This is a genomic window from Streptomyces sp. NPDC031474, from assembly GCF_055581185.1.
Map to the genome: position 1 here is coordinate 16,974 of NZ_JBVIJX010000024.1, position 13,184 is coordinate 30,157.

Here is a 13,184-nt window from a genome sequence, read left to right on the forward strand (position 1 = left end):
GTGTCCTGGGGGCCGGGTCAAAACGAGGCCGACCACCCACCGAAACCGCCGCCCGAGTGGCCCGCGCCACACGCACGAGGGCCGCCTGGAGAAACGCCGCACCAACCACCCGGAGATGTCACGTTTGCCCGTACTCCCGTTCGGGAAGCCGGGGGCTTCGGCGCTTGTCCGGGCGGAACAGGACCCCCCGCTCCCCGTCTAAGATGCGGCCCATGAGCTATGGGCAGGGGGGACCTCAGTCCCAGTGGGATCCGTGGAAACCGAACTCCCAGCAGCCGTGGGCCACCGGCGATGACGGCCGGACCCCGGACTGGGCCGCGCTCGCCGAGGCGTCCGAGACGCGCAACAAACGCCGTCGGCTGCTCTTCATAGGCGGCGGCGCGCTCGCCACCCTCGCCATCGGCACCGCCGTGGCCATGGCCGTGGTGTCGGCGAACGGCAAGGACGAGGCGAACAAGCCGACGTCCTCACTGCCGGCGACCGGCGGCCTGCCGAGCGCGTCCACCACCCCGTCCTTCGCGCCGACCAGCGCCCCGCCCCCGCTGGACCCGAAGGAGTTCGTGGCCAGCAAGGCCAAGGACACCGCGCCCAACGGACCCGACCTCCTCTTCCCCGGCACCCAGCTCACCATGGGCTCCGCCGTGTACAAGAAGGGCCCCAAGGCGGACAGCACCACCTGCGCCACGGGCGCCGCCGGCACCCTCGGCAAGGTCCTCGCCGACAACGGCTGCACCCGCATGATGCGCGTGACGTACACCAAGGACGGTCTCGCGGTGACGGTCGGCGTGGCCGTCTTCGACACCGAGGCGCAGGCCCTCAAGGTCAAGAGTCAGTCCGACGCGAAGAGCATCGTCAAGGCCCTCACCGGCGGCGGCGTCAAGGCCTTCTGCAACGGCGCGGTCTGCCGCTCGACGACCAACTCCTATGGCCGGTACGCCTACTTCACGATCACCGGCTTCACCGACGGCAAGGACGTGACGACGAAGGACACGGCCGCCTTCACCACGGGCGACGACCTCGCCGAGTTCGCGTTCCAGCGGATCCGCCAGCGCGGCGAGGCCCAGGCGTCGGCAGCGGCCAACGGCTGACCGCCCGCGCCGACGCCGACGCCGGGTTTCAGCAGCACCCGGCCGCACCGGGCAGCGACCGCCTGTTCCGCGCCTCCTTGTTGCGCGCGGCGAGCAGCTCGTCGGCCGGGTAGCCGACCTCCTCCAGCGTCAGCCCGTGCGGCCGTACGACATGCACGGCCGAGTCCCGTACGCCCGCGGCGAGCACCTTCCCCGGCCACTCGGGCCCCCGGTGCCCGTCCCCCACGAACAGCAGCGCCCCGATCAGCGAGCGCACCATGTTGTGGCAGAAGGCGTCGGCGCGGACGGTCGCGGTGATGATCCCGTCGTCCCCCCGCACGAGGCTGAGCTCCTGGAGGGTGCGGATGGTGGTCGCGCCCTCCCGCCGCTTGCAGTAGGCGGCGAAGTCGTGCTCGCCGAGCAGCCGCCGCGCAGCGTCGTTCATGGCGTCGACGTCGAGCGGCCAGTCGTGCCACAGGACGTGCCCCCGCAGCAGCGGGTCGACGCCCCCGGGGTTGTCGGTGACCCGGTACGCGTACCGCCGCCAGACGGCCGAGAACCGCGCGTTGAAGCCGCTGGGGGCCTCCCGCAGGGCCCACACCCGCACATCCCTCGGCAGCCGCCCGGCGAGCCGCTTCAGCAGCTTCTCGTGGTGCTCCACCCAGACCTCCCGCGGCAGATCGACATGGGCGACCTGCCCCCGGGCGTGCACCCCGGCATCGGTGCGCCCGGCCACGGTCAGCTCGTACGTCTCACGGGACCGCGTCACGGTCCGCAGGGCGTCCTCGATCTCTCCCTGCACGGTCCGCCGGCCGCCGGCCTGCTTGGCCCACCCGGAGAACTCGGTCCCGTCATAGGAAAGGTCGAGCCGCATCCGCACATGTCCGGGCTGTACTTCGTCACTCACCCTTGGATCCTCTCAGCACTGCAACCTCCGGGGAACGCGGAACGGGCCCGCCCTCAAAAGGGCGGACCCGTTCACTGCGAGGCAGAACCTCAGGCGTCCTTGGACTCCTCGGCGGCGGCCTCCTCGGCCGGAGCCTCGGTGGTCTCCTCCGCCTTGGCCTCGTCGGCCTCCTTGACCGCACGCTTGGTGGCGGCCTCGGCCTCGCCGGTCGCCTGCTGCGCCACGGTCAGCGCCTCGACCAGCTCGATGACGGCCATGGGCGCGTTGTCGCCACGGCGGTTACCGATCTTGGTGATGCGGGTGTAGCCACCGGGACGGTTCTCGTAGCGCGGGCCGATCTCGGTGAAGAGCGTGTGCACGATGCTCTTGTCCGTGATCACCTGGAGCACCTGACGGCGGTTGTGAAGGTCGCCCTTCTTCGCCTTGGTGACCAGACGCTCGGCGTACGGGCGCAGCTTGCGCGCCTTCGACTCGGTGGTGGTGATGCGGCCGTGCTCGAACAGCTGCTTCGCGAGGTTCGCGAGGAGCAGCTTCTCGTGCGCGGCGCTGCCGCCCATACGGGCACCCTTGGTGGGCTTCGGCATGGTCTTTCTCCTAGGTGTCTGCCCCGGCCGTATCAGGTACCGGGGTCAGTATCCGAGCAAGCGGTCGCCTGTCGGAGACCCGCGCCCCAAAGGGGCGCGGGGAACTGCGCGGCCAGCCACAGCGGGCCCGCAGCCAAGAACCGGAAGTCGGTCCCGAGCGCTTAGTACTGCTCGGTCTCGACGAAGCCGGCGTCCGCGTCGTCGTCCGCGCCGAACGCGTCGGCCGCAGCGGTCGGGTCGAATCCGGGCGGGCTGTCCTTCAGGGCCAGGCCCATGCCGGCCAGCTTCGCCTTGACCTCGTCGATGGACTTCGCACCGAAGTTGCGGATGTCCAGGAGGTCGGCCTCGGAGCGGGCGACGAGCTCACCCACGGAGTGGATGCCCTCACGCTTGAGGCAGTTGTACGACCGAACGGTGAGCTCGAGCTCCTCGATCGGCAGCGCCAGATCAGCGGCGAGGGCGGCGTCCGTCGGGGACGGACCCATGTCGATGCCCTCGGCGTCGATGTTCAGCTCGCGGGCGAGACCGAACAGCTCGACCAGCGTCTTACCGGCGGACGCCATGGCGTCACGCGGACGCATGGCCTGCTTGGTCTCGACGTCGACGATCAGCTTGTCGAAGTCGGTGCGCTGCTCGACACGCGTCGCCTCGACCTTGTACGTGACCTTGAGAACCGGCGAGTAGATCGAGTCGACCGGGATGCGCCCGATCTCCTGACCGACCTGCTTGTTCTGCACGGCGGAGACGTAACCGCGACCGCGCTCGACGGTCAGCTCCATCTCCAGCTTGCCCTTGCCGTTGAGCGTGGCGAGGACGAGGTCGGGGTTGTGCACCTCGACACCGGCCGGGGGCGCGATGTCGGCGGCGGTGACCAGACCCGGACCCTGCTTGCGCAGGTACATCACCACGGGCTCGTCGTGCTCGGACGACACGACCAGCTGCTTGATGTTGAGGATCAGGTCGGTGACGTCCTCCTTGACGCCCGGCACGGTGGTGAACTCGTGCAGCACGCCGTCGATCCGGATGCTGGTGACAGCAGCGCCGGGGATCGAGGACAGGAGCGTACGGCGGAGGGAGTTGCCGAGGGTGTAGCCGAAGCCCGGCTCCAGCGGCTCGATCACGAACCGGGAGCGGAACTCGTCGACGACCTCTTCGGTCAACGAGGGACGCTGAGCAATCAGCATGTTGCGATCCTTCAGTCAGGGGCGCCCGCTATTTGACGCCCTGAGATGAGACAAGGGTACGGGCGATACGGCCCCGAAGGCCCGTACCGCCCGAAATCCTCAGTCCAAGCAGCCGTACGTCAGATCAGACGCGGCGACGCTTGGGCGGACGGCAGCCGTTGTGCGGGGTCGGGGTGACGTCCTGGATGGAGCCGACCTCGAGGCCCGTGGCCTGCAGGGAGCGGATGGCGGTCTCACGACCGGCGCCCGGGCCCTTGACGAACACGTCGACCTTGCGCATGCCGTGCTCCTGCGCGCGACGGGCAGCCGACTCGGCGGCCATCTGCGCGGCGAACGGCGTGGACTTGCGCGAGCCCTTGAAGCCGACGTGGCCGGCGGAGGCCCAGGAGATCACGTTTCCGGCCGGGTCCGTGATGGACACGATCGTGTTGTTGAACGTGCTCTTGATGTGCGCCTGGCCGTGCGCGACGTTCTTCTTTTCCTTGCGGCGCACCTTCTTGGCAGCGCCCTGACGACCCTTGGGGGGCATCTACAAACTCCTACGGGGAGGTGGTCGGTCCTACAGCGAAGACCGCTGATGAAGCGTTGTCCGCTGAGGACTACTTCTTGCCCGGCTTCTTCTTGCCGGCGATGGCGCGACGCGGGCCCTTGCGGGTACGAGCGTTCGTGCTGGTGCGCTGACCGCGGACGGGCAGACCACGACGGTGACGGAGACCCTGGTAGCAGCCGATCTCCACCTTGCGGCGGATGTCGGCCTGGACCTCGCGACGAAGGTCACCCTCAGTCTTGATGTTGGCGTCCACGTACTCGCGGATCGCGACGAGCTGCTCCTCGGAGAGGTCGCGAACGCGGGTGTTCGGGTCGACGCCGGTCGCTGCCAGCGTCTCCTGGGAAAGGGTCCGGCCGATGCCGAACACGTAGGTGAGGGCGACCTCCACACGCTTTTCGCGCGGGATGTCGACACCGGAAACGCGTGCCATTCAATGGCTCCAGTTGATCCTCGGAGGTCTTCCGCAGAACCGGATCCCAGCCGCCGGCCTCTTCGCTCAGAAGATTTGGTACGGACTGGGTCCCCGGCCTCCGAACCGGGGGTGTCAGACGGGAGGTCCCGTCCGGGCTCTGCGTATGAACATATTCAGCTCGCGTCGCGCGAAGTCTCTGCGATATCGATGCAGAGGGTGTGATCCGTGAGCGATCAGCCCTGGCGCTGCTTGTGGCGCGGGTTCTCGCAAATGACCATGACCCGACCGTGACGGCGGATCACCCTGCACTTGTCGCAGATCTTCTTGACGCTCGGCTTGACCTTCATTGGGTGAGGTTCTCCGGGTCAGTTGCCAACAGCCCCGAACGCCCGAGAGGGCGCACGAAGGTACGGGCAAGATCTACTTGTACCGGTAGACGATCCGGCCACGCGTCAGGTCGTACGGAGACAGCTCCACCACGACCCGGTCGTCAGGGAGGATACGGATGTAGTGCATACGCATCTTGCCGCTGATGTGTGCCAGGACCTGGTGGCCGTTCTGGAGCTCGACCTTGAACATGGCGTTCGGAAGAGACTCGACGACAGTGCCCTCGATCTCGATGGCACCTTGCTTCTTGGCCACGCTTCGCCCTTCGAATCGACTACCTTGATCGACTCCCCTGCTTTTCCCTTAGGGACGCATGCGGACATGCGGGTGCACGAGAGCCGACGAGTCAGTCTACGTCAGCCCTTGCAGAAACACGAATCGAGAAGCCTGCCCCACCCCGGAGATCCTTAAGCGAGACTCCCGGCATTCCCAGCACGTTGGGGGTGCCCCCTCTGGGGGAGTTTGAGGACGAGGCCCTTCAAGGGCCGAAGCGGGGGTCTGGGTGCGGCAGCCCCCAGGGACGGGACGGGTAGGGGCGGCGGGGGCGAAAAAGCCGGGGCTCAGCCCAGCGGATCCGGCGCGGCCACGATCCCGTGCTCGGCAAGCTTCGCCTTCCCCCCGTCGGGAGACGTCAGCACGAGCGGCCCCGCCTCCGTCAACGCCACCGAGTGCTCCCAGTGCGAGGACCAGGTCCCGTCCGTCGTGATGACGGTCCAGTCGTCCTGAAGCACCTCGGTCCGCGGGGTCCCGAGCGACACCATCGGCTCGATCGCCAGGCAGAACCCGGGGACCAGCTTCGGCCCCTTGCCCCGCCGCCGGTCGACGTAGTTCAGCAGATGCGGGTCCATGTGCATCTCGGTGCCGATGCCGTGGCCGCCGTAGTCCTCGATGATCCCGTACCGGCCGCCGCCGGGCTTGGGCTGGCGACGGATGTACGTCTCGATGGCCCGCGACACGTCCACCAGCCGGCTGCCCTGCTTCATTGCCGCGATACCGGCCCACATCGACTCCTCCGTCACCCGGGACAGCTCGATGAGCTCCGGAGCGTGTCCGGAGCCGACGAACGCCGTGTAGGCCGCGTCGCCGTGCCAGCCGTCCACGATCGCGCCGCAGTCGATGGAGATGATGTCGCCGTCCTTGAGGACGACCTCGTCGGAGGGGATGCCGTGGACGACGACGTCGTTCACGGACGTGCAGATCGTGGCCGGGAAACCGCCGTACCCGAGGAAGTTCGACTTGGCGCCGTTCTCCGCCAGGACCTTGCGGGCCACCTCGTCCAGGTCCTTCGTCGTCGCCCCGGGCACCGCCGCTTCCCGCGTCGCCGCGTGGATGGCGGCGACGACCAGCCCCGCCGCTCGCATCTTGGCGATCTGCTCGGGGCTCTTGATCTGCACCATGGGGGGCCTGCGCTCTCCGTCACTCAGGTGGGTCGGTCATGTACGTACACAACACTACGGCCGTGGCGTCCCGGAGGACTCCACGGCCGTATCAGGGCCGACGACTACTGGTCGTCGCCCTCGCGCTTCAGCGCCGCCAGCGCACGGCCGGTGACCTCGTCCACCGGGCCCATGGCCTCGATGGTCACTACCAGGCCCTGCGCCTTGTAGTAGTCGATGATCGGCTCGGTCTGCGTGTGGTAGACCTCGAGCCGGGTGCGGACGGTTTCCTCGGAGTCGTCGTCCCGCTGGTACAGCTCGCCGCCGCAGACGTCACAGACGCCGTCCGTCGCCGGCTTCTTGTACGACACGTGGAAGACGTGCGAGGAGTCGTTGCGGCAGATGCGCCGGCCGGCGATCCGCTTGACGACCTCCTCCTCCGGGGCCTCCAGGTCCAGTACCGCGTCCAGCTTGATGCCCTCGGTGGTGAGGAGCTCGTCCAGCGCCTCCGCCTGCGAGACGTTGCGCGGGAAACCGTCCAGCAGGAAGCCGCGCTCGGCGTCCGGCTGCTCCATGCGGTCCTTGGCCATGGCGATGGTGACCTCGTCGGGGACGAGGTTGCCGGCGTCCATGTAGGACTTCGCGAGTTTCCCGAGTTCCGTCTGCCGGCTGATGTTGGCGCGGAACAGGTCGCCCGTGGAGATGTGGGGAACGCGCAGCTTCTCTGCCAGACGAGTGGCCTGCGTTCCCTTTCCGGCGCCCGGCGGCCCGACGAGGACGATACGCATCAGCGGAGGAACCCTTCGTAATTGCGCTGCTGGAGCTGGCTCTCGATCTGCTTCACCGTTTCGAGACCGACACCCACGATGATCAGGATGCTGGTACCACCGAACGGGAAGTTCTGGCTTGCCCCGAAGCCAACCAACGCCATCGTCGGTACAAGAGCGATCAGACCCAGATACAGCGAACCCGGCCAGGTGATCCGGTTGAGCACGTACGACAGGTACTCAGCGGTCGGTCGGCCAGCCCGGATGCCCGGGATGAAGCCACCATACTTCTTCATGTTGTCGGCGACTTCCTCGGGGTTGAAGGAGATCGCCACGTAGAAGAACGCGAAGAAAACGATCAGCAAGAAGTACATGCTGATGTAGATCGGGTGGTCGCCCTTGGTCAGATTCGTCTCGATCCAGGTCTTCCAGCTGGACTGACCGCTGGAGAACTGGGCGACGAGGGCCGGGATGTAGAGCAGCGACGAGGCGAAGATGACCGGGATCACACCGGCCTGGTTCACCTTGAGCGGGATGTACGTCGAGGTGCCGCCGTAGGACCGGCGGCCGATCATGCGCTTGGCGTACTGCACGGGGATCCGGCGCTGGGCCTGCTCGACGAAGACCACCAGACCGACCATGACCAGGCCGACCAGGATGACGGTGCCGAACTCGATCCAGCCGCCGGCCAGGGTGCCCTGCTTCTTGATGGCCCACAGCGCGGACGGGAACGTCGCGGCGATCGAGATGAACATCAGGATCGACATGCCGTTGCCGATGCCGCGGTCGGTGATGAGCTCACCGAGCCACATGACCATGGCCGTACCGGCGGTCATGCAGATGACCATGGTGATGGTGGTGAAGATCGCGCGGTCCGGGACGATGCTCGAAGCGACCGAGCAACCGGAGAACAGGGCGCCGCTGCGGGCGGTGGCCACCAGGCCGGTGCCCTGCAGGATGGCGAGCGCCACGGTGAGGTACCGGGTGTACTGCGTGATCTTCGCCGTACCGGCCTGGCCCTCCTTCTTCAGGGCTTCCAGACGCGGGATGACCACGGTCAGCAGCTGAAGGATGATGCTCGCCGTGATGTACGGCATGATGCCCAGCGCGAAGATGGTGATCTGCAGCAGCGCGCCGCCGCTGAACATGTTCACCAGACCGAAGAGGCCCTGGTTGCCGGACGCCTCGTCCACGCACTTCTGAACGGACGTGTAGTCGACACCGGGGATCGGGATGTGCGTGCCGACCCGGTAGATCACGATGATCCCGAGCGTGAAGAGCAGCTTCTTGCGCAGGTCGGGCGTCTTGAACGCCCGGGCGAACGCGGTGAGCACGGTGCCTCCTGCGACCCCCGCGCATCTGCGTCAAGGGTGACGGTCTTGAGGGTCCAATAAGAACAACGACAGCGACAACGACATGTGTAACGGTCGACTGCCGCTCAAGGTGCCCCATGGGAAGCACCTTGTGAAAAGTGGGCAGTGCTGGTCACCTTACCGGCGAGACCGCCACCCTAGGAACGACCAACCGGGGATACCCCATTTGTGGGGTATCCCCGGTCGGGATCGCTCAAGTCATCGAGACGCCTGACTGGGTCAGATGAGCTCGGTGACGGTACCGCCGGCGGCGGTGATCTTCTCCTTGGCGGAGCCGGAGACGGCGTCAACCGAAACCTGCAGCGCGACGGAGATCTCGCCCTGGCCGAGGACCTTGACGAGGCTGTTCTTGCGAACGGCACCCTTGGCGACGAGACCCTCGACGGTGACCTCGCCACCCTCCGGGTACAGCGCGGCCAGCTTGTCGAGGTTCACGACCTGGAACTCGGTCTTGAACGGGTTCTTGAAGCCCTTCAGCTTCGGAAGACGCATGTGGAGGGGCATCTGCCCACCCTCGAAGCGCTCCGGAACCTGGTAGCGGGCCTTCGTGCCCTTGGTACCACGACCGGCCGTCTTACCCTTCGACGCCTCACCACGACCCACACGGGTCTTGGCGGTCTTGGCGCCCGGGGCGGGACGGAGGTTGTGGATCTTGAGCGGGTTGTTCTCCGCCATGATCAGTCGACCTCCTCGACCGTCACGAGGTGGCGGACGGTGTGCACCATGCCGCGGAACTCGGGGCGGTCCTCCTTGACGACCACGTCGTTCAGGCGCTTGAGCCCGAGCGAACGCAGGGTGTCACGGTGGTTCTGCTTGCTGCCGATGTACGACTTCGTCTGCGTGATCCTGAGCTGAGCCATTACGCAGCACCAGCCCCGGCACGCGCACGAAGCAGAGCCGCGGGAGCGACGTCCTCGAGGGGCAGACCGCGGCGGGCCGCGATCTCCTCGGGACGCTGCAGGCCCTTCAGGGCCTCCACGGTCGCGTGCACGATGTTGATCGCGTTCGACGAGCCGAGCGACTTCGACAGGATGTCGTGCACGCCGGCGCACTCGAGCACGGCACGCACCGGGCCACCGGCGATAACGCCGGTACCGGGGGACGCCGGCTTGAGCAGGACGACGCCCGCCGCCTTCTCACCCGTGATCGGGTGCGGGATGGTGCCCTGGATACGGGGGACCTTGAAGAAGTGCTTCTTGGCCTCCTCAACACCCTTGGCGATGGCGGCCGGCACCTCCTTGGCCTTGCCGTAACCGACACCCACGGTGCCGTCACCGTCGCCCACCACGACCAGCGCGGTGAAGCTGAAGCGACGACCACCCTTCACAACCTTGGCGACACGGTTGATCGCGACGACGCGCTCAACGTACGCGGTCTTCTCGGCGGCAGCAGCGCCGCCGTCACGGCCCTTCCGGTCCCGCCGCTCGCCGCCACCGGCACCGCTTCCACGGCGCTGGGGTCCAGCCATTGGATTACCTCTCTCTTTCCGCTAGCTACAAGCGGCTCAGAACTTGAGCCCGGCCTCGCGGGCGGCGTCCGCCAGGGCGGCGATGCGCCCGGCGTACTGGTTACCACCACGGTCGAACACGACTGCCTCGACACCGGCGGCCTTGGCGCGCTCGGCGACCAGGGCGCCGACCTGCTTGGCCTGGGCGGACTTGTCGCCCTCGGCACCGCGGATCGAGGTGTCCAGCGTGGACGCCGAGGCCACGGTGTGGCCCTTGAGGTCGTCGATCACCTGCGCCACGATGTGGCGGTTGGAGCGGGTAACGACCAGACGGGGACGCTCCGCCGTACCGGCGATCCGCTTGCGGATCCGGATGTGACGGCGCTTGATCGCGGCACGCTTGTAGGCGTCGCCCTTCAGGATCTTCTGCCCGTATGCCATGGCTTACTTACCCGCCTTTCCGACCTTGCGGCGGATGACTTCGCCCTCGTACTTGACACCCTTGGCCTTGTACGGGTCGGGCTTGCGCAGCTTGCGGATGTTGGCCGCAACCTCGCCGACCTTCTGCTTGTCGATGCCCTCGACCTGGAAGCGGGTCGGGGTCTCCACCTTGAAGGTGATTCCCTCGGGCGCCTCGACGGTGATCGGGTGGCTGTAACCGAGCGCGAACTCGAGGTTCGAGCCCTTCGCGGTCACGCGGTAACCGACACCACTGATCTCGAGCTTCTTCACGTAACCCTGGGTCACGCCGGTGATCATGTTCGCCACCAGCGTGCGGGACAGGCCGTGCAGGGCCTTGCTCTGACGCTCGTCGTTGGGGCGGGTGACGTTCAGAACGCCGTCCTCACCCTTGGCGATCTCGATCGGCGAAACGACGGTGTGGGACAACGAGCCCTTGGGGCCCTTGACCGAGACCGTCTGGCCGTCGATGGTGACGTCCACGCCGGCGGGAACCGTGATGGGGAGCTTGCCAATGCGCGACATAGCTGTTTCCTCCGTTCCCTTCCGTTACCAGACGTAGGCGAGAACTTCTCCGCCTACGCCCTTCTTGCCGGCCTGCTTGTCGGTGAGGAGACCGTGCGACGTGGAGATGATCGCCACGCCGAGGCCACCGAGCACCTTGGGCAGGGAGGTGGACTTCGCGTAAACCCGGAGACCGGGCTTGGAGATCCGCTTGATGCCCGCGATGGAGCGCTCACGGTTCGGGCCGAACTTCAGCTCGAGAACGAGGTTCTTGCCGACCTCGGCGTCCTCGGTCTTCCAACCCGTGATGAAGCCCTCCTGCTGGAGGATCTCCGCGATGTGAGACTTGATCTTCGATGCCGGCATCGTCACGGAGTCGTGGTACGCCGAGTTCGCGTTCCGCAGACGCGTAAGCATGTCTGCGATCGGATCAGTCATGGTCATGAATTGGCCTGTGGCCTCTCTCGCCGGGGTTTCCTGGTGCGCCATCCCTCTCCCCGATCCGAGACGGGACGGGTGCGGCGCGGTGGACCTACGGCGTAGTAAGTCGTACGGGCGTCAGGCGCCCAACCCTCCTAGCCTACGCCATGGAGGGACGGGCACCTGACACTGCCCTTTACTTACCGAGAGCCTCTGGAACCCTGTTTAGGGGTTTACCAGGAGCTCTTGGTCACGCCCGGCAGCTCGCCGCGGTGAGCCATCTCACGAAGGCACACACGGCAGAGGCCGAACTTGCGGTACACGGAGTGCGGACGACCGCAGCGCTGGCAGCGGTTGTAAGCCCGCACAGCGAACTTGGGCTTACGAGCAGCCTTCGCGATCAGAGCCTTCTTCGCCATCTCGCTCACGCCTCCTTGAAGGGGAAGCCGAGGTGACGAAGGAGCGCGCGGCCCTCAGCGTCGTTGGTCGCCGTGGTGACCACGGTGATGTCCATACCCCGGACGCGGTCGATCTTGTCCTGGTCGATCTCGTGGAACATGACCTGCTCCGTGAGACCGAAGGTGTAGTTGCCACGGCCGTCGAACTGCTTGGGGGACAGGCCGCGGAAGTCGCGGATGCGCGGGAGCGCGAGCGACAGGGTGCGGTCCAGGAACTCCCACATGCGGTCGCCACGAAGCGTGACGTGGGCACCGATCGGCTGACCCTCGCGCAGCTTGAACTGCGCGATGGACTTGCGGGCCTTGGTGACGGCCGGCTTCTGACCGGTGATCGTGGTGAGGTCGCGGATGGCGCCCTCGATCAGCTTGGAGTCGCGGGCGGCGTCGCCCACACCCATGTTGACCACGATCTTGACGAGGCCGGGGATCTGCATGACGTTCTCGTAGGAGAACTCCTCACGCAGCTTGCCCGCGATCTCCTCGCGGTACTTCGTCTTCAGACGCGGAGTCGTGGTGGTAGCCATCAGATGTCCTCACCCGTCCGCTTGGCAACGCGGATCTTGTTGCCCTCGTCGTCGAAGCGGTAACCGACGCGCGTGACGACCTTGTTGCCGTCCTTCTCCACAACCAGCTGAACGTTGGACACGTGGATCGGGGCCTCGGTGGTCACGATGCCGCCGGCCTGCGAGCCCTTGGCGGTCGGACCGGCCTTCGTGTGCTTCTTGACCCGGTTGACACCCTCGACCAGGACGCGGTCCTCACGGGGGAAGGCCGCGATGACCTTGCCCTGCTTGCCCTTGTCCTTACCGGTGATGACCTGGACCAGGTCGCCCTTCTTGATCTTCATGCTTACAGCACCTCCGGAGCCAGCGAGATGATCTTCATGAACTTCTTCTCGCGCAGCTCACGCCCGACCGGGCCGAAGATGCGGGTGCCGCGAGGGTCGCCGTCGTTCTTCAGAATGACGGCGGCGTTCTCGTCGAAGCGGATGTACGAGCCGTCCGGACGGCGGCGCTCCTTGACGGTGCGAACGATGACCGCCTTGACGACGTCACCCTTCTTCACGTTGCCACCGGGGATCGCGTCCTTGACGGTGGCGACGATGACGTCACCGATGCCCGCGTAGCGGCGACCGGAGCCACCGAGCACACGGATGCAAAGGATTTCCTTCGCACCAGTGTTGTCGGCGACACGCAGTCGCGACTCCTGCTGGATCACGTCTATCTCCTGTTTGTCTGCCGGTTCCCCGGGAGCCGCTCAGCAAGCGGCTCCCGGAGCCTGGCGGAACT

General features: G+C 66.7%; 21 protein-coding genes. 1 reads left to right on the top strand and 20 read right to left on the bottom strand.

What is annotated here, in order from left to right; all coding sequences use genetic code 11:
• The first annotated feature begins 212 nt into the window (after nt 1–212).
• Nucleotides 213–1,088, top strand: coding sequence for a hypothetical protein (locus ACZ5SK_RS39700; RefSeq protein ID WP_334577806.1), 876 nt, complete (start codon nt 213–215; stop codon nt 1,086–1,088).
• A gap of 28 nt (nt 1,089–1,116) precedes the next feature.
• On the opposite strand, the gene truA is transcribed toward ACZ5SK_RS39700, so the two are convergent.
• The 20 genes from truA to rplN form a co-directional block, all read right to left on the bottom strand.
• Entirely contained in the window at nt 1,117–1,974 is an 858-nt protein-coding gene (truA, locus tag ACZ5SK_RS39705) for a tRNA pseudouridine(38-40) synthase TruA (protein WP_361708031.1), read from the bottom strand.
• A gap of 89 nt (nt 1,975–2,063) precedes the next feature.
• On the bottom strand, nt 2,064–2,558 hold the full coding sequence (gene rplQ / locus ACZ5SK_RS39710) for a 50S ribosomal protein L17 (protein ID WP_334577808.1): 495 nt from the start codon (nt 2,556–2,558) through the stop codon (nt 2,064–2,066).
• A gap of 161 nt (nt 2,559–2,719) precedes the next feature.
• A complete protein-coding gene (locus ACZ5SK_RS39715) occupies nt 2,720–3,742 on the bottom strand; it encodes a DNA-directed RNA polymerase subunit alpha (RefSeq protein WP_003966937.1) in 1,023 nt (340 codons plus the stop codon).
• 124 nt (nt 3,743–3,866) lie between these two features.
• On the bottom strand, nt 3,867–4,271 hold the full coding sequence (gene rpsK / locus ACZ5SK_RS39720) for a 30S ribosomal protein S11 (RefSeq protein WP_010354218.1): 405 nt from the start codon (nt 4,269–4,271) through the stop codon (nt 3,867–3,869).
• A 70-nt stretch (nt 4,272–4,341) separates the two neighbouring features.
• Nucleotides 4,342–4,722: a 30S ribosomal protein S13 gene (gene rpsM / locus ACZ5SK_RS39725; RefSeq protein WP_057584669.1), complete on the bottom strand. Its 381-nt coding sequence runs from the start codon at nt 4,720–4,722 to the stop codon at nt 4,342–4,344.
• Nucleotides 4,723–4,937: 215 nt separating this feature from the next.
• Complete coding sequence (rpmJ, locus tag ACZ5SK_RS39730) at nt 4,938–5,051, bottom strand: 50S ribosomal protein L36 (RefSeq protein ID WP_003998809.1); 114 nt, start codon at nt 5,049–5,051, stop codon at nt 4,938–4,940.
• Between the two features lie 73 nt (nt 5,052–5,124).
• Nucleotides 5,125–5,346, bottom strand: coding sequence for a translation initiation factor IF-1 (infA, locus tag ACZ5SK_RS39735; protein WP_003948620.1), 222 nt, complete (start codon nt 5,344–5,346; stop codon nt 5,125–5,127).
• A 305-nt stretch (nt 5,347–5,651) separates the two neighbouring features.
• Complete coding sequence (map, locus tag ACZ5SK_RS39740) at nt 5,652–6,488, bottom strand: type I methionyl aminopeptidase (protein WP_361708037.1); 837 nt, start codon at nt 6,486–6,488, stop codon at nt 5,652–5,654.
• A gap of 104 nt (nt 6,489–6,592) precedes the next feature.
• A complete protein-coding gene (locus tag ACZ5SK_RS39745) occupies nt 6,593–7,255 on the bottom strand; it encodes an adenylate kinase (RefSeq protein ID WP_334577810.1) in 663 nt (220 codons plus the stop codon).
• Nucleotides 7,255–8,568: a preprotein translocase subunit SecY gene (gene secY / locus ACZ5SK_RS39750; protein WP_334577811.1), complete on the bottom strand. Its 1,314-nt coding sequence runs from the start codon at nt 8,566–8,568 to the stop codon at nt 7,255–7,257. Before secY ends, ACZ5SK_RS39745 begins: the two co-directional genes overlap by 1 nt.
• Before the next feature lie 258 nt (nt 8,569–8,826).
• Entirely contained in the window at nt 8,827–9,282 is a 456-nt protein-coding gene (gene rplO, locus ACZ5SK_RS39755) for a 50S ribosomal protein L15 (protein WP_079660409.1), read from the bottom strand.
• Nucleotides 9,283–9,284: 2 nt separating this feature from the next.
• The gene (rpmD, locus tag ACZ5SK_RS39760; RefSeq protein WP_060901490.1) at nt 9,285–9,467 is read right to left on the bottom strand and encodes a 50S ribosomal protein L30; all 183 of its coding nucleotides are present in this window, start codon (nt 9,465–9,467) and stop codon (nt 9,285–9,287) included.
• Nucleotides 9,467–10,075 carry a 30S ribosomal protein S5 gene (gene rpsE / locus ACZ5SK_RS39765; RefSeq protein ID WP_010354225.1) on the bottom strand — a complete coding sequence of 203 codons (609 nt, stop codon included), beginning with the start codon at nt 10,073–10,075 and terminating at the stop codon, nt 9,467–9,469. Before rpsE ends, rpmD begins: the two co-directional genes overlap by 1 nt.
• Before the next feature lie 36 nt (nt 10,076–10,111).
• Nucleotides 10,112–10,495: a 50S ribosomal protein L18 gene (rplR, locus tag ACZ5SK_RS39770; RefSeq protein ID WP_334577812.1), complete on the bottom strand. Its 384-nt coding sequence runs from the start codon at nt 10,493–10,495 to the stop codon at nt 10,112–10,114.
• A 3-nt stretch (nt 10,496–10,498) separates the two neighbouring features.
• Nucleotides 10,499–11,038, bottom strand: coding sequence for a 50S ribosomal protein L6 (gene rplF, locus ACZ5SK_RS39775; protein WP_334577813.1), 540 nt, complete (start codon nt 11,036–11,038; stop codon nt 10,499–10,501).
• Between the two features lie 24 nt (nt 11,039–11,062).
• On the bottom strand, nt 11,063–11,461 hold the full coding sequence (rpsH, locus tag ACZ5SK_RS39780; protein ID WP_055592171.1) for a 30S ribosomal protein S8: 399 nt from the start codon (nt 11,459–11,461) through the stop codon (nt 11,063–11,065).
• 209 nt (nt 11,462–11,670) lie between these two features.
• Nucleotides 11,671–11,856, bottom strand: coding sequence for a type Z 30S ribosomal protein S14 (locus ACZ5SK_RS39785; RefSeq protein WP_030890724.1), 186 nt, complete (start codon nt 11,854–11,856; stop codon nt 11,671–11,673).
• A 5-nt stretch (nt 11,857–11,861) separates the two neighbouring features.
• Nucleotides 11,862–12,419: a 50S ribosomal protein L5 gene (gene rplE / locus ACZ5SK_RS39790; RefSeq protein WP_030788262.1), complete on the bottom strand. Its 558-nt coding sequence runs from the start codon at nt 12,417–12,419 to the stop codon at nt 11,862–11,864.
• Complete coding sequence (gene rplX, locus ACZ5SK_RS39795) at nt 12,419–12,742, bottom strand: 50S ribosomal protein L24 (protein WP_030039760.1); 324 nt, start codon at nt 12,740–12,742, stop codon at nt 12,419–12,421. Before rplX ends, rplE begins: the two co-directional genes overlap by 1 nt.
• Before the next feature lie 2 nt (nt 12,743–12,744).
• A complete protein-coding gene (rplN, locus tag ACZ5SK_RS39800) occupies nt 12,745–13,113 on the bottom strand; it encodes a 50S ribosomal protein L14 (RefSeq protein WP_003998823.1) in 369 nt (122 codons plus the stop codon).
• Nucleotides 13,114–13,184 lie beyond the last annotated feature (71 nt).

What these genes read in the sequence shown, in the direction of transcription:
- rpmJ (WP_003998809.1), bottom strand. Translation starts at nt 5,051, where the DNA reads ATGAAGGTCAAGCCGAGCGTCAAGAAGATCTGCGACAAGTGCAGGGTG.
- rpsE (WP_010354225.1), bottom strand. Translation starts at nt 10,075, where the DNA reads ATGGCTGGACCCCAGCGCCGTGGAAGCGGTGCCGGTGGCGGCGAGCGG.
- rplQ (WP_334577808.1), bottom strand. Translation starts at nt 2,558, where the DNA reads ATGCCGAAGCCCACCAAGGGTGCCCGTATGGGCGGCAGCGCCGCGCAC.
- rplO (WP_079660409.1), bottom strand. Translation starts at nt 9,282, where the DNA reads ATGGCGGAGAACAACCCGCTCAAGATCCACAACCTCCGTCCCGCCCCG.
- ACZ5SK_RS39715 (WP_003966937.1), bottom strand. Translation starts at nt 3,742, where the DNA reads ATGCTGATTGCTCAGCGTCCCTCGTTGACCGAAGAGGTCGTCGACGAG.
- ACZ5SK_RS39745 (WP_334577810.1), bottom strand. Translation starts at nt 7,255, where the DNA reads ATGCGTATCGTCCTCGTCGGGCCGCCGGGCGCCGGAAAGGGAACGCAG.
- rpmD (WP_060901490.1), bottom strand. Translation starts at nt 9,467, where the DNA reads ATGGCTCAGCTCAGGATCACGCAGACGAAGTCGTACATCGGCAGCAAG.
- rplF (WP_334577813.1), bottom strand. Translation starts at nt 11,038, where the DNA reads ATGTCGCGCATTGGCAAGCTCCCCATCACGGTTCCCGCCGGCGTGGAC.
- ACZ5SK_RS39700 (WP_334577806.1), top strand. Translation starts at nt 213, where the DNA reads ATGAGCTATGGGCAGGGGGGACCTCAGTCCCAGTGGGATCCGTGGAAA.
- rplR (WP_334577812.1), bottom strand. Translation starts at nt 10,495, where the DNA reads ATGGCATACGGGCAGAAGATCCTGAAGGGCGACGCCTACAAGCGTGCC.
- rplE (WP_030788262.1), bottom strand. Translation starts at nt 12,419, where the DNA reads ATGGCTACCACCACGACTCCGCGTCTGAAGACGAAGTACCGCGAGGAG.
- rpsK (WP_010354218.1), bottom strand. Translation starts at nt 4,271, where the DNA reads ATGCCCCCCAAGGGTCGTCAGGGCGCTGCCAAGAAGGTGCGCCGCAAG.
- map (WP_361708037.1), bottom strand. Translation starts at nt 6,488, where the DNA reads ATGGTGCAGATCAAGAGCCCCGAGCAGATCGCCAAGATGCGAGCGGCG.
- rpsH (WP_055592171.1), bottom strand. Translation starts at nt 11,461, where the DNA reads ATGACCATGACTGATCCGATCGCAGACATGCTTACGCGTCTGCGGAAC.
- rpsM (WP_057584669.1), bottom strand. Translation starts at nt 4,722, where the DNA reads ATGGCACGCGTTTCCGGTGTCGACATCCCGCGCGAAAAGCGTGTGGAG.
- rplX (WP_030039760.1), bottom strand. Translation starts at nt 12,742, where the DNA reads ATGAAGATCAAGAAGGGCGACCTGGTCCAGGTCATCACCGGTAAGGAC.
- ACZ5SK_RS39785 (WP_030890724.1), bottom strand. Translation starts at nt 11,856, where the DNA reads ATGGCGAAGAAGGCTCTGATCGCGAAGGCTGCTCGTAAGCCCAAGTTC.